This window comes from Vibrio sp. 2-1-2a, assembly GCF_032648565.1.
GTDB lineage: Bacteria > Pseudomonadota > Gammaproteobacteria > Enterobacterales > Vibrionaceae > Vibrio > Vibrio diabolicus.
In genome coordinates, this window is record NZ_WBOH01000001.1 from 49,599 (window position 1) to 61,020 (window position 11,422).

The following is an 11,422-nucleotide window of genomic DNA, read 5'->3' on the forward strand; positions in this document are numbered from 1 at the left end:
TCTATCAGTTTTTTTCAGCGGCCTGACCGTTAGAGGCTTGGGTATAAGCGCGGAAAACCGCAATAACGAAAAATTGGTTAAGAAGCAGGGCGTCTAGGTTGGCGTCGTTAAACAGCATTTCTTTGCCGTCTTTATCAAAAACACCTGACCAACCTTTAACAATGTTCTTGAGCACCTTTTTGTCGCCATTAAGCACCTTGCCGTTTTCATTCACATCGAGAATGAGCAGATCAAGCGTGATATTAAACTTCTCAATCACACCGCCATCTGCTGGCATTTCAACCACCGCAGGCCAACTCTTCACCAAATATTCGCTTGTTACTTTAAACATTCGTCGTCTCTCTTTAATTCGGGTTTGAATGGGGATTAAAGCGCCCATAAAGAGCGCTTTAGATTGGGTTAGCGCGTGACGAACTTGTCACTATTGCCCAAGAACCGCAGCGGAATACTGTAGGTTTGCGTTCCGTCCTGGTCTGCGTAGGTTGGGCGACCAAGTTGAACCTTAGTGCTAGAGAACTCCACTTGATTGCCAACAGGGCCATTGGTAAAGACCAGTGCATGAGGCAGCGCCGCCTTTGCTGCTGCAAATGGATCAAAGGTGGCGAGGTCTGGTGCTTCAATCACCAGAGTACCTGTTGGCGCAAAGTCGGTAATGATGACTTCCTCATGACCAACGTACTCTTGGTAAACCACGCTGTTTGCTTGGTCATACTCAAGCGAAATCATTTTGACTGGCGCAGCGTCAATGGTGAACGCGGAGTTCTCCACGCCAATCTTTAACGGTGTTTTCCATGGCGTAAAATCCGCCGCAGGCAATGCAGAGGCACTCACCACACTGAACAAACCAGAGAAGCTAAACGTAATACCACCGAAGCTCTTCGCGTTCGCCGCCATAGATAAAGAGCCACGAGCACCGGTGACTTTGTGCAGCACTCCGCTTTGGTAGAAATAAAGCGTGAGTGAAGATTCAACCGCATCGTCAATAGCGTAAGTACTGCTATCAGCACCTGTTGTCACGGAGCGAAGGCAAGCCTTCATGAGATCACCCCAAGGCGCAGGCGTTGCTGCTGCGCCGCCGGAGGCAAGGTCTACCGTGAATTCCACTGTGACATATAACTCAGTGACAATTTCACCAGAGTTGCCAAGCAAACCGTCATCGTAATCCAGCGGAGTGGACTCGCCCGCCATTGGCGTAATCGAGAACTCGCGACCAAGAAGATACTTAGGTGTGCCACCATCGATCGCATCCTGCCCGTAAGTTGTTTCCGTGGCATAAGCGATCACTTTTTTTCGAGCTTTACGAGCCATAGCGATTCTGATCCTCTGTGTATTCAGTAATGAAATTATCCAGCCAAGTTACCTGGCCTTTTTGCACGTTCATCAATCGACCATCGCCAAGCCAGAAAGGCTCATAATCCGCATTGGGCGACCAGCCAAACAGGCGCTCACGCAATGCTTGACGAACGGGCGTGAAATCAAATTTGTTATCGTTCACTACCTTGGCGACAATCAGCACGCCAATGGTTTCGGTGACGGTTTGAAGATATGGGCCAGAGCCGCGAACATCCGCCGCCACTCGCTCACCCTGCGAGAACACAAACACCGTTATGCCACGCGTTCCGCTTCTGCTGATGTCTAGCGTTGATAGGTCTGAGATTTCTTTCACATCTACCCAAGGCGGCGTTTTTGCGCTCTTATCTGAAAGCCTTGTGACCAGATCAGCGATATCAATCATAAAAAGCCCTTCGACTTGTCTCGCGCAAACACGCTGCCAGCGCTATAGAACTCCGCAAGGTTGGTCGCACTGGCGTTTGCGTCTTCAACTGGCATGTCTAGGCGAATTTTTCCGCCCGCAACCAGCTTCAAATAATCCATGCCTTCTTTGTAACGACGCGCCGCTTGATGCGCGTCATCGAGCACATCGTCATACAGGAAGTAACGAGCAATATCAGCACAGAGACGATTCAAATTCTCTGGCGGGCTAGAGAGCGGAAGGCGAACAATACCCGAAAGGTAGCCATTAATGGTGCTGGTTGCGTCAGCAATGGCTTGGTCAAGAACAGGCATCACAATGTCACCTGTTGAGCCGTCCTTGTCCGTTAGTTCTACCAGCTCGTTTCGCTCAAAGCGCTTGATCATATCGTCCGCTGTGCAGTACATCATTACTCTCCGCTTGCCGCGTCAGCCGCTTCTTGCATCGCGGTCCAAACTTCATCGCGCTCTGCACCAGTCACGTTACGACCAACAATGGCAGACAGCGCTTTTAGCTCTGGCTTGCCGCTTTTGGTGAAGTGCGCATCGTTGCTTAGGTCTAGCTGCTTGATGGCATCCATCAAGCCAACGCCACCCGAAACCCCGTCCACGGACCCCGATGCATCGCCACCATCAACATCTTCTTGATGTAGCTCATATCGAAGATGCGGATCGGCTTGAATTTGCGCCAACTGAGCTTCGGTAAACTGGCTGGCTGGCAGCAGGTTTTCGCCATTCTTGAAAGCCATCCCCGCACGGCGGTAACCGTCATGCGCAGCACTGATAACAAGAATGTTTTTAACTTCTTCAGACATTGCATTGTCTCTCCAAAACTTAACCAGATAGGCGCATGTGTTGGCTGGCGCCTATCTATGCTGATCTAAACGGCTGCTATTCCAACCAAGGCACCACAAGTAATTCAACCGCTTTGTAGTTCGGGTTGTCGCCACCATCCGCTTTGCGTTCGGTCTCGATCAGGGCGCGAGCCGCTGCACGGTTTGACGGGCCAACCACCAATAGAGATGGCTTGATGCCAAGCGGGCGACCTTTGTCGGATTTAAACTCCATCATCTTCTGCACCGCAGAGTCGAAGTTGGTTTCATTCAGAGTCTCTTTAGAGGCAAAGGCTTGTTGCCAGAAACCAAAACCCCAATTACCACGAGCATCAACGCCATACAGGAATTCATCCAGCATATAAACGTGATCAGAGTTTGACGCGTCGGTCTTGTTGGTTAGGTTGTAATCTTTGCGCTTTTGATAGATAAGCGGCTTAAGCGGACGGCTTGTATCGAGCAAGAACCAAGGCTTACCCGAGCCCGCCTGCATGTTAGAAATCGAGGCTGTTTGACCTTCTTCGCCCACTGGGTGGTCCGTATCGAAGAAGAATTGTCCGTCATAACACTTGGTGGTAAAGCCAGCTGCCAGCAAAGCAAAGGTCATTTCGTCTGGGTGAGATTCCGCTGCATATCCCATGTCTTGGAATTTAGGCATCATCACGCCATAGGTATCATCTTCAACGTATTCGCGAGGAATGCCTTCCGTCGCTTCAAACTTTTTGTTGGTGAGCGAGTAACCGTGCAACTTCATACGGTTAATCTGGCGCTCGCCAATCCATTCACGCAAGCGAGAGAATTCACCAAGCCATGAATAGTTCTCCGTGCCCGTGGTTGAAGGAACCAGCGTGGCCACCTTGCTCCACATTGGCGTATACATGCCACGGCCTTGCTGAAAGTTTGCCTTCACAGCCGTGTACAAAATCGATAGGTTTGCACCTGATGTAATCATTTGATAGCTCCTACGCTACGTAATCTGAAACTGCCAAGGCTTACGCCACGGCAGGACTAATCCACACAAGATCACCTTCAAGCTGGGTGATGATGCCTGCGACTGGGCGAGAGTCTGTGCTGCTGTCGATGGAGACAGACGTCGCATTCGCAAAGTAAGCCGTACTGCCTACGCTTGCGTTCACCACATCACCAGAGTTGACGAGAGCAAACTCTTGATGCTCAACTTCAACCCACAATTCACCATCGGCACCCACATTGTCCTTTTCAAAGGTTGCGATACCTGCAAACTTTGCCGTGCCATCAGCAGAGGCGAAAGGAACCGCCAAACCAGCCAGCAAGAACACCGGATTCACAGCACCAATCTTGACCGATGCTTTCATAGGGTAGGCGCGCTTAATGCCAGCGCGACGTGCATAAACAGAGCTCATGACGGCTTATCCTTCTTTTGCTGCCAAGTACTGCTCTTGGGTTAAACCCGTTGCGCTCAGTACGGCAAGTTCTTCTTGAGACAGCTCACCATCTTTCTTTTGATGATCCGCTGGCGGCGTTTGTGTTTTGGTTTGCTTTGCGGTTAGCGCAGCAATCGCAGGGCGCTTTTCAAGCATCGCAGAAAGTGCCGCGACGCCCTGCTGCTGACCGAACTGGGTTAGGTAGTCAATTTCCGACTCAATCACCTTGCCTTCGGCTTTTGCGTCAGCGATCACTTTCTCAAGAGACTCATCCGAAAAGCTGGCAGAAAGCGCGGCCATCTTGCCAACCAGTGCGTTGTAAGCTTCAACCGGAACAAACTTGGATAAATCAACGCCATCGCGCGCAGAAAGTTCCGCCACTTGCGTTTGTAGCGACTCGGCAGTATCGGCCTTTGTCTTTAACGCATCGATCGCAGAGAGCGCAGCGGTTTGCTGCTCCTGCGTAAGCTCGCCGCCTTCCGGCACATCAATGCCGACTTTGGCGAGCAGCTTTTTCAGCAATTCATTCACGAGAGAGTCCTCCGTTTGTCCATACAGATTGATGGAACCTTTTGGGTGATAAAAACTGAGATTAAAATCCGCCGCCAGCTCAGCAATCGGCTCAAGGCCAATTAAGCCTGGGTCATTGGTAATTGCCGCCATGCGCAGCAACAAAGGGCGACCGGATTTGTCATAAGGGAATACCGCAGAAAGAAACGCATACTCTTTTGCGTCGATGTGATGCTGGGCTTTTTCTGTCCAAGAAGGACGGATGTATAAACCCTTTCCTTCACGCCATTCGATATCACTGCTTGAAAGCCAAGCCGCCGCAGGGGCAGACGCTCCGGTTTCTTTGGCACGCAGCGTGGCGTGTTCGTAATCGATAAGCACTTTATCTGATGTGGATTTAGTCGCCGCAATCAATGCCGCTGCCGATTCCGCATCCAAATGCCAATAACCATCTTCCGTATCATGAGGACGACCATCACGCGCTTTAAACTTGCCAGCAGGAAGAAGCTGATACCAACCGTCATCTTCAACATCAAGAGACGCCGACAACGTAGCAAAGCCAGCAAATGCGCTAGCACTTAAAACAGCAAGGGGAAGTTGGTTTTTCTTCATGTGATTGTCCGGTTAAAAGTCTTGGCTAACAGTGACTATTTTGGACAAAACAAAAAACGGCCCAAATTGAGCCGTATTAGTAGTTTTTGAGGAATTTATCTGGATAAGGAGGAACGCGAGCAAAAATACATGGTGCAACCCAGTTTAAACAGTGTTTAAATCGCGTCAGATTCGTTTAAACTTTTTTATTGGTCTGATTGTATCAACACACAAATCAAACACGCTTAGAATCGATTAGAGCGATTCTACCCATTTAAAAGATAATCCGATAGGGTTTCTAAAATCATTTCTCGATCACCATCATCAACACCAAGAAACGGACGAGCTGGAATCTCCTTGTTGGGGATCATGCTATTTGGCGTTGTTGTACGGCCAAACTGATGCGTCGCGGCATACTCTAACGGAGAGCCAAACAAAAGGTTATCCGACGACGCCTGATAATTCAGCGTGCCGCTCAGAACACCATTTAACACCAGTATGGTATCGACATTCTTCGATTTAAGAGACTTGGTTGTTTCGGAAAGCGGAGCCCATGGCACACCATCTGGCGACTTTTGATCGCGAAAACGTTGGTCATGGCTAATCAGTAGCTCTTCACCTATCTCCATCATTGCGGGCGTTAAATTGCTGCCTCGCTTGATAAGCTGATTTAGAGCCTTTTGTATCTCTGAGTCGTTGAGTCTTACCGAATAGCGAACGCCCGCCATTATGCGACACCTAGCGCTGCGGCGTGGTAGTCGTCAATCACCTCTTGGCTGGCCTGCACCAAAGCTGCTTCCCATAAATCTGCGATGCGCTCTGCTTCTTCACCGCGTGAACTGGCGCAAAGCGCATCGAGCCCATTAAGCACTTCAACTGTAACGGGGCCGTTTAAGAGCGTCATCGCCTTTTCTAAATTACTCATCTCACACTCTCTGTTACTTTCTGAATAAAGTCATACACATCGGGCTTGCTTTGCTGCAACGCTTTTGGCGAAAACAACCAAGCCACATAATGCTCAGCAAACCACTCATCAGCATTAGCCCTTGAATATTGGGTAATGGCCTGAGAGAGTAGCGCCTCACTCAATACTGGCTTTCCTGCCTTGTAGTAAACCTGATGGCCTATCTCGTGTGCCCATGTCAATGCTACGCCTGCTGCATTGTTTTTCATCTCAGCGCGTACAGAGGAAGAGAAAGACCAGGGCTTGGCATCTTGCTTAAGTATACTCGCTATCGCTGCATCAATCTTAGATGCGTCAACCGATTTAAAGTTATCGGTACTCTTAGCCTTCACCACAACATGATTCCAGGCTCTGGCTGTAAAGCCATTGGTTCTTGAAACATTGCGCGTGTAGTAATTAGCCACAGGCATGCGAACGCCACTTTGCAAATAAGCCTCTACCTCACCTGCAATCGATACGGCCTTTTTGCTTCCATTCATTTCTCCCGCTTTTAAGAAAAGCGTCTTCACTTCATGCCGCCTCATAAACGCCTGAAGTGATGCAACGCTTTCGCTATCGAGAGAGGAGAGCAAGTCACTCAAACCCTGAGCGCCGATGCCTTTTACTGTTGAGTAAGCGTCATCAACCACGCGAACAGGAAGGCGATCGGCCAATGGCGGCTTGGCGCCCACTGCCTCTTGAACCTTTCTGGTTAACTGCGCGCTGGTTTTTGGTGTGTAATCAAAACCTGGGTCAATCCCCTTTGGCACTTTGTGAACCTCTCCGGTCACTTTGTCCACCCAATCGTAATACTCAACGTTTGGCGCACCTGTCACTTCAAGCCCAAGTCTCTCTAGCGTGCGCTTGCTGGCCGTGAGCTTTTTGCATTTGCAGCCATAGCCATTGATTGGCGTATGCGTTTTCCACCACGGGTCATCGAGAGGGATAACTAGGTTATTCCAAGAAAGATGAACAAGACGAGGATGCTCGCTGCCGCTGTGCTTGTAAATGCCGTAGGGCCGCGAACCTTTAAGCGCCTCTATCTGCTGCTCTCGGCCTGCGCTGTAGCTTTGGCGAAGGCTGGTCTCGTAAATCACTTGTGCGCGCCAATCTGCTTGGCCTTTGTGCTCCCATCCGTACTGCTTCACAATCTGGTTAAACTGGCTTTTAAACCAGTTTAAAGACTTACCTTCGCTGATGGCCTTATCCACGGCCTTGCGAAAATCGGCCAGCATATCGTCACGCAGTGCGCCAGCAACGGTAAAGCTGCGGTTATGCGCCTCTTGCCACATGTCCGCCCAACGCTCCGTAGTGACGTTAGTTTTACTGCGGAAGTAGTCGATCTGCTCAGAGAACGGTAGCGAGCCGTATTGGGTTGGCATCAGATACCATCCTCTACATCGCTGATGCCTGCCAGCTCAGCTGCCGCCATGGCCTTTGCCATTTCATCTGCCAGCAGGTCAATACCGATCACGCCTTGCAATGAAAGAATGTCATCGCGCAGCGCAGAGAGCGATGTTGCACCTTCAACCAGCTCGCGCACTGGTGCGAGCATCTCATCGAGTAACGGCGCAGCATCAGAGCGAAGGCGCTTTATTTGCTCATCATTCACATCCGTTTCAATCTCGGCGCTTAGCTTGGCCGCTGCTACGGGTGCTGATGGATTGGATTTTGCCTCTAGCGCTCGTGGCGAACCAAGCGCTGGCTCACCGTCTTTTGCCATTGGTATTTGCGTTTTATCGTGCAGCCATTGCAGCGGAATGCGCATGCCCAAATTCACCAAGCCTGGTAAAGAATCAGAGAGCGCTTTAACGTCTTCTGGCTCAGCAATTTCGAATTCCAGCCTAGGGTGACGGCGAGGGTGCTGATAGCTCTTGCCGTTCAGTGCATAGAGCGGATAAATCACATCGCGCGTTAACGTTTGAGCCAAGCGCATTAAATCGAAATTGCGGATTTCAGTGCGCACCTCGTTGTGCACATTGCCTAGCGCGTTGGTGCTTGTCTTTCCGTCCGCTTGCGAAGTGAGCGTACCGCCGAGAATAGCCTTGGACTGTGATTTCTCACACCACGTCATCATTGCCATAAACGGGTCAGACTGGCCGTCTGCCGCGTTTTGAAAATCGATATCCATCCCTTTCGGAATAATGCCGCCCGCATTATGGCCGATGCTCATGACCGCACGAAGCAGTGTTGCCTTTTCTTTCTCGGTTGCTCCCTCTGGGTATTTGCCCAAACGAATAGGCAATCCATAAATTTCGAGAAACTCAGCCAAGTCTCGCACACTGTAGTTTTTAAACAGAAACGGCCACGCCAGAACACGCACCAAACCTCTTCGTGACAAATAGCCACTCTTTGCTTTTGCAGCATGGCTAATCCAACCGAAAGGCTGAAGCGCTGCGCCTTCATAGCTGCCATCGATGAGGCGCAGCTCATCGCGGTTTTCTGGGTGCGTCTTAAACCAAGATGGATCGCGATAGTGCACATTCTCGATGTAATGCGTGCCTTGCTGATAATCCCATTCAATCTCAAGATTGGAGAAACTTTTTAAGGTCGCATCACTAAGATCAAAAATTGCATCCTCAAGCCAAGTGGCATCTTCGAGAACTTCTTGAATCATGTCCGCGTCTCGCTGCTCTGTTGCGGTAGCGTTGCGCGGCGGTTTCACATTCCACTCCACACCCTGCAAGGCCATGCGGCGCTTGCCTATTTCGCTCTGGATATGAGCATCTTTTTCTTCCATATCTTCGGCGAGCTCGCACTGAGCCTTAAGATCGCCTTGTTCGGCATCTCGCATAATGGACGCCAAACGCGCAGGCGTTAGCCCTGATGAAGGGTGGTCGGCGTATTGTCGATGCAGCTGGCCCAACTTAGCATCTGATTTCGTTTGAGGCTCAACAAAAACATCTGATTCAATCGGACGCCCCCAAATATCTACAATGGTTGAGATTCGTTTATTCATAGTCACCATGCCCCGCGTTCAAATGCGTGGTATTCGTCATCTTCGTCAATATCGGCTTTGGCAGGGATAGGGGTAAACTCGATGGCACTGCCTTCCATCCAGCTGGCACGCTCTGCCATTGCCAGAGCAACAGCGAAATCGCCATGCCTCTGCTTACCATCAGAACCCTTTGTTTTGCCTTTATCAATTTTCGGTACGCCGTTGATTACTTGAATTTGGCATAAGTCATCGCGCACATTCTCGTGCCTTGGAATTTCAATATTCTGGCTTTCAAACTGCGCCTTAAGTTTTGGCATCCACTCACGATACCAAGGTTCGTTTAAGTTAACTTGCGCCACCATTTCGGTGCCGTATCTCAAAGCCGCTGACTCTGCCAAATAGCCACCATTGCCCGTTGCATCGAACGCCATGCCACGCTTGCGAGGCAACCTATCCAACAAATAAAAAAGCACTTGCTCTTGGGATTTGTAGGGCATATTTCTCAGCTCTACAAAAAATGGTACGTACTTGGTTAAATCCTTGCGCTGAGCGAGAGGTACAAACTGAGACAAGTCACCCTTGCGCGCAAAGTCTTCGCCGAACGAGTGACTATGACGCGAGTCAAGCCTGTCAATTTCCGGTTGGAGAACAGTGGTGCACCAGTGCTGAATAAAGATATGTCGCGCACCTTCTGGCCACTCCATAAAACCATCTGGCGCCTCTATCTCTAAAATAGGCGCGCCTAGCTTCATTGCAGCCTCAATCAAAACCATAGGGATATATTGACCGCTTGAGGCTTTAGGTACGCAATAATATTCTTCCAGAGCATCCTCTTTTGTTGCCGTGTCTTTGAGCAAGTTCGCCTTCCACTCATCCTCTTTCTCTTGCGTCCATTCCACCTTCTGTATCTGACAAATGCGCTTATACAACCCCTCAGCACAGGCATCGTCGAGCGTTATTGTATGAATGGAGTAGCGCTTACGTCCTGCGCGGCTATCTAGAATGAGTTGATTGAAAAGGTTACCAACGCCGTTATGGGTTGAGATAAGTCGAACTTTAGCACCCCACATCGTGAGTGCGAGCGCCGCTTTTAGCACCTCTGCGAGGCGATCATGAAACGCCGCCTCATCGATGATAACTGTGCCCTGCATACCACGAAGGTTGGAAGGGTTACTTGATAACGCCTGAACCTTAAAGCCCGATTCGAAGTAAATAACAAAGGTGAGGATGTCCTTGTCTTCATTGTTGATAACTTCTTCCTGAACCTCTCCAGCGGCCTTATCAAATATCTTGGCCCAGAGGCCAACTGCATCAATAAATTCGCGCGCCATTTCTTTGTTCGAACCGACATAGAAAACGTTAGAGCCGCCTTCGCCCTTGGCCGCTCCCGCAGTGAGAGATGAGTCCGCCGCCTCGGCAAACGTCAAACCTGTACGCCGCGACTTCTCAGCAATCTTGAGTACAGAGTCATCCGCTATCCAACGCTTTTGATAGCCAAGCAAAAGCTCATCCTTGTCGAACTCAACAAGGATGCCTTCGGTCACTTTGTTTGCATCAGATAACTCAGTCATTAGGCAATCCCTAACAGCTCTGCTTTCAGCATCTTCACTGTGTCAGCCGTCAATCCTGCCTTCTTGGCAACCGCTTCCGTTTTCTCTGCCGCCTCTGCCGCATAGGCAGCGCGGATTTCTTTCTCAACTTTATGACTGGTCATGGAAGCCTGCTCGATACGCTGAACAACAAGAGCTAACTGGTTAAGCGCTTTTGGTGGGATCACTTCTTGTTTCTCATCCGCGTCTTCCATCAAACGCATCGAGGTTTCGAACGCCATCGTGCGCACAAACTCTTGCAGTAACTTACCCACATCAGAGGTTGGTGCTTCTCCAAGTTTTGTGATCCACACTTCCGCAACTTCGCGAGACTGGCGTAATCGTTGGCCCATATCCTCCATGCGCTTTGCATAGCGGTTAAATCCGGTTCGACTGAGTTTGGCATCGTCGGGAAGCCCGGCTTCCTCAATCATCTGATTGACAGCGTCTCGGATATCCTTCTGGGTCATATCACCACTGCGAATAAGCACATTCAGTTGCGCACGAATATCTTCTGGCAGCAGCTCTATTTTTGACTTTCGGTTAACGGACTTCTTCATGGCGGATCCTTACTTAGCGCGAGGGCGTTTTACACCAGGAACGCGAGCTTGTCCGGTTGCGACATCTTCACCACGACCTGTTAGTGTTGCGATTTGGCACTCCGCTACCGTTCGGATCGTGATTAGGCTTTGCTCTTCTAGCCACGCCAAGTGAGTGCGCACAGCATCACGACTAATCTTATGGCCATAAGCATCAAGGCATGAATCAAGGATTGACTCGTTCGCTTCATAGCCGTCCATCTCATGGAGAGAGCGCAAGATCACAAGTCGCTGGTCTTCTTTTAATACATCTTTAAAGGACAT

At 50.0% G+C, this 11,422-nt stretch carries 15 protein-coding genes; all 15 read right to left on the reverse strand.

The genetic code is table 11. From position 1 onward, the window contains the following. Positions 1-4: 4 nt before the first annotated feature. On the reverse strand, positions 5-331 hold the full coding sequence (locus tag F7Y48_RS00210; protein WP_316679347.1) for a hypothetical protein: 327 nt from the start codon (positions 329-331) through the stop codon (positions 5-7). A gap of 68 nt (positions 332-399) precedes the next feature. Further along, the gene (locus F7Y48_RS00215; protein WP_265555939.1) at positions 400-1,308 is read right to left on the reverse strand and encodes a phage tail tube protein; all 909 of its coding nucleotides are present in this window, start codon (positions 1,306-1,308) and stop codon (positions 400-402) included. Next, positions 1,298-1,735, reverse strand: a complete 438-nt coding sequence (locus F7Y48_RS00220; RefSeq protein ID WP_206955207.1) for a hypothetical protein — start codon at positions 1,733-1,735, stop codon at positions 1,298-1,300. The genes F7Y48_RS00215 and F7Y48_RS00220 overlap by 11 nt, the downstream gene beginning before the upstream one ends. Further along, positions 1,732-2,160 (reverse strand): gp436 family protein, encoded by a 429-nt coding sequence (locus F7Y48_RS00225; protein ID WP_206955206.1) that lies wholly within the window; start codon positions 2,158-2,160, stop codon positions 1,732-1,734. Before F7Y48_RS00225 ends, F7Y48_RS00220 begins: the two co-directional genes overlap by 4 nt. Before the next feature lie 2 nt (positions 2,161-2,162). Next, entirely contained in the window at positions 2,163-2,567 is a 405-nt protein-coding gene (locus F7Y48_RS00230) for an HI1506-related protein (protein WP_316679354.1), read from the reverse strand. Between the two features lie 76 nt (positions 2,568-2,643). Continuing rightward, complete coding sequence (locus tag F7Y48_RS00235) at positions 2,644-3,537, reverse strand: Mu-like prophage major head subunit gpT family protein (protein WP_258669444.1); 894 nt, start codon at positions 3,535-3,537, stop codon at positions 2,644-2,646. Positions 3,538-3,577: 40 nt separating this feature from the next. Beyond that, positions 3,578-3,967, reverse strand: coding sequence for a hypothetical protein (locus F7Y48_RS00240; RefSeq protein ID WP_316679357.1), 390 nt, complete (start codon positions 3,965-3,967; stop codon positions 3,578-3,580). A 6-nt stretch (positions 3,968-3,973) separates the two neighbouring features. Next, the gene (locus F7Y48_RS00245) at positions 3,974-5,110 is read right to left on the reverse strand and encodes a phage protease (protein WP_316679359.1); all 1,137 of its coding nucleotides are present in this window, start codon (positions 5,108-5,110) and stop codon (positions 3,974-3,976) included. A 245-nt stretch (positions 5,111-5,355) separates the two neighbouring features. Further along, positions 5,356-5,817 carry a phage virion morphogenesis protein gene (locus F7Y48_RS00250; RefSeq protein WP_316679360.1) on the reverse strand — a complete coding sequence of 154 codons (462 nt, stop codon included), beginning with the start codon at positions 5,815-5,817 and terminating at the stop codon, positions 5,356-5,358. Beyond that, positions 5,817-6,014: a hypothetical protein gene (locus F7Y48_RS00255; protein ID WP_206955218.1), complete on the reverse strand. Its 198-nt coding sequence runs from the start codon at positions 6,012-6,014 to the stop codon at positions 5,817-5,819. The genes F7Y48_RS00250 and F7Y48_RS00255 overlap by 1 nt, the downstream gene beginning before the upstream one ends. Further along, positions 6,011-7,414, reverse strand: coding sequence for a phage minor head protein (locus tag F7Y48_RS00260; protein WP_316679361.1), 1,404 nt, complete (start codon positions 7,412-7,414; stop codon positions 6,011-6,013). The genes F7Y48_RS00255 and F7Y48_RS00260 overlap by 4 nt, the downstream gene beginning before the upstream one ends. After that, positions 7,414-8,991, reverse strand: a complete 1,578-nt coding sequence (locus F7Y48_RS00265; RefSeq protein ID WP_316679362.1) for a DUF935 domain-containing protein — start codon at positions 8,989-8,991, stop codon at positions 7,414-7,416. The genes F7Y48_RS00260 and F7Y48_RS00265 overlap by 1 nt, the downstream gene beginning before the upstream one ends. A 2-nt stretch (positions 8,992-8,993) precedes the next feature. Next, on the reverse strand, positions 8,994-10,541 hold the full coding sequence (locus F7Y48_RS00270) for a terminase large subunit domain-containing protein (RefSeq protein ID WP_316679364.1): 1,548 nt from the start codon (positions 10,539-10,541) through the stop codon (positions 8,994-8,996). Next, positions 10,541-11,119, reverse strand: coding sequence for a DUF3486 family protein (locus tag F7Y48_RS00275; RefSeq protein WP_264402705.1), 579 nt, complete (start codon positions 11,117-11,119; stop codon positions 10,541-10,543). The genes F7Y48_RS00270 and F7Y48_RS00275 overlap by 1 nt, the downstream gene beginning before the upstream one ends. 9 nt (positions 11,120-11,128) lie before the next feature. Further along, positions 11,129-11,422 carry a winged-helix domain-containing protein gene (locus F7Y48_RS00280; RefSeq protein WP_062853640.1) on the reverse strand — a complete coding sequence of 98 codons (294 nt, stop codon included), beginning with the start codon at positions 11,420-11,422 and terminating at the stop codon, positions 11,129-11,131.

Excerpts from the sequence above, each read along its gene's own strand:
- F7Y48_RS00235 (WP_258669444.1), bottom strand. The coding sequence starts at position 3,537 with ATGATTACATCAGGTGCAAACCTATCGATTTTGTACACGGCTGTGAAG.
- F7Y48_RS00240 (WP_316679357.1), bottom strand. The coding sequence starts at position 3,967 with ATGAGCTCTGTTTATGCACGTCGCGCTGGCATTAAGCGCGCCTACCCT.
- F7Y48_RS00280 (WP_062853640.1), bottom strand. The coding sequence starts at position 11,422 with ATGTCCTTTAAAGATGTATTAAAAGAAGACCAGCGACTTGTGATCTTG.
- F7Y48_RS00220 (WP_206955207.1), bottom strand. The coding sequence starts at position 1,735 with ATGATTGATATCGCTGATCTGGTCACAAGGCTTTCAGATAAGAGCGCA.
- F7Y48_RS00215 (WP_265555939.1), bottom strand. The coding sequence starts at position 1,308 with ATGGCTCGTAAAGCTCGAAAAAAAGTGATCGCTTATGCCACGGAAACA.
- F7Y48_RS00270 (WP_316679364.1), bottom strand. The coding sequence starts at position 10,541 with ATGACTGAGTTATCTGATGCAAACAAAGTGACCGAAGGCATCCTTGTT.
- F7Y48_RS00265 (WP_316679362.1), bottom strand. The coding sequence starts at position 8,991 with ATGAATAAACGAATCTCAACCATTGTAGATATTTGGGGGCGTCCGATT.
- F7Y48_RS00245 (WP_316679359.1), bottom strand. The coding sequence starts at position 5,110 with ATGAAGAAAAACCAACTTCCCCTTGCTGTTTTAAGTGCTAGCGCATTT.
- F7Y48_RS00275 (WP_264402705.1), bottom strand. The coding sequence starts at position 11,119 with ATGAAGAAGTCCGTTAACCGAAAGTCAAAAATAGAGCTGCTGCCAGAA.
- F7Y48_RS00225 (WP_206955206.1), bottom strand. The coding sequence starts at position 2,160 with ATGTACTGCACAGCGGACGATATGATCAAGCGCTTTGAGCGAAACGAG.
- F7Y48_RS00260 (WP_316679361.1), bottom strand. The coding sequence starts at position 7,414 with ATGCCAACCCAATACGGCTCGCTACCGTTCTCTGAGCAGATCGACTAC.
- F7Y48_RS00255 (WP_206955218.1), bottom strand. The coding sequence starts at position 6,014 with ATGAGTAATTTAGAAAAGGCGATGACGCTCTTAAACGGCCCCGTTACA.
- F7Y48_RS00230 (WP_316679354.1), bottom strand. The coding sequence starts at position 2,567 with ATGTCTGAAGAAGTTAAAAACATTCTTGTTATCAGTGCTGCGCATGAC.
- F7Y48_RS00210 (WP_316679347.1), bottom strand. The coding sequence starts at position 331 with ATGTTTAAAGTAACAAGCGAATATTTGGTGAAGAGTTGGCCTGCGGTG.
- F7Y48_RS00250 (WP_316679360.1), bottom strand. The coding sequence starts at position 5,817 with ATGGCGGGCGTTCGCTATTCGGTAAGACTCAACGACTCAGAGATACAA.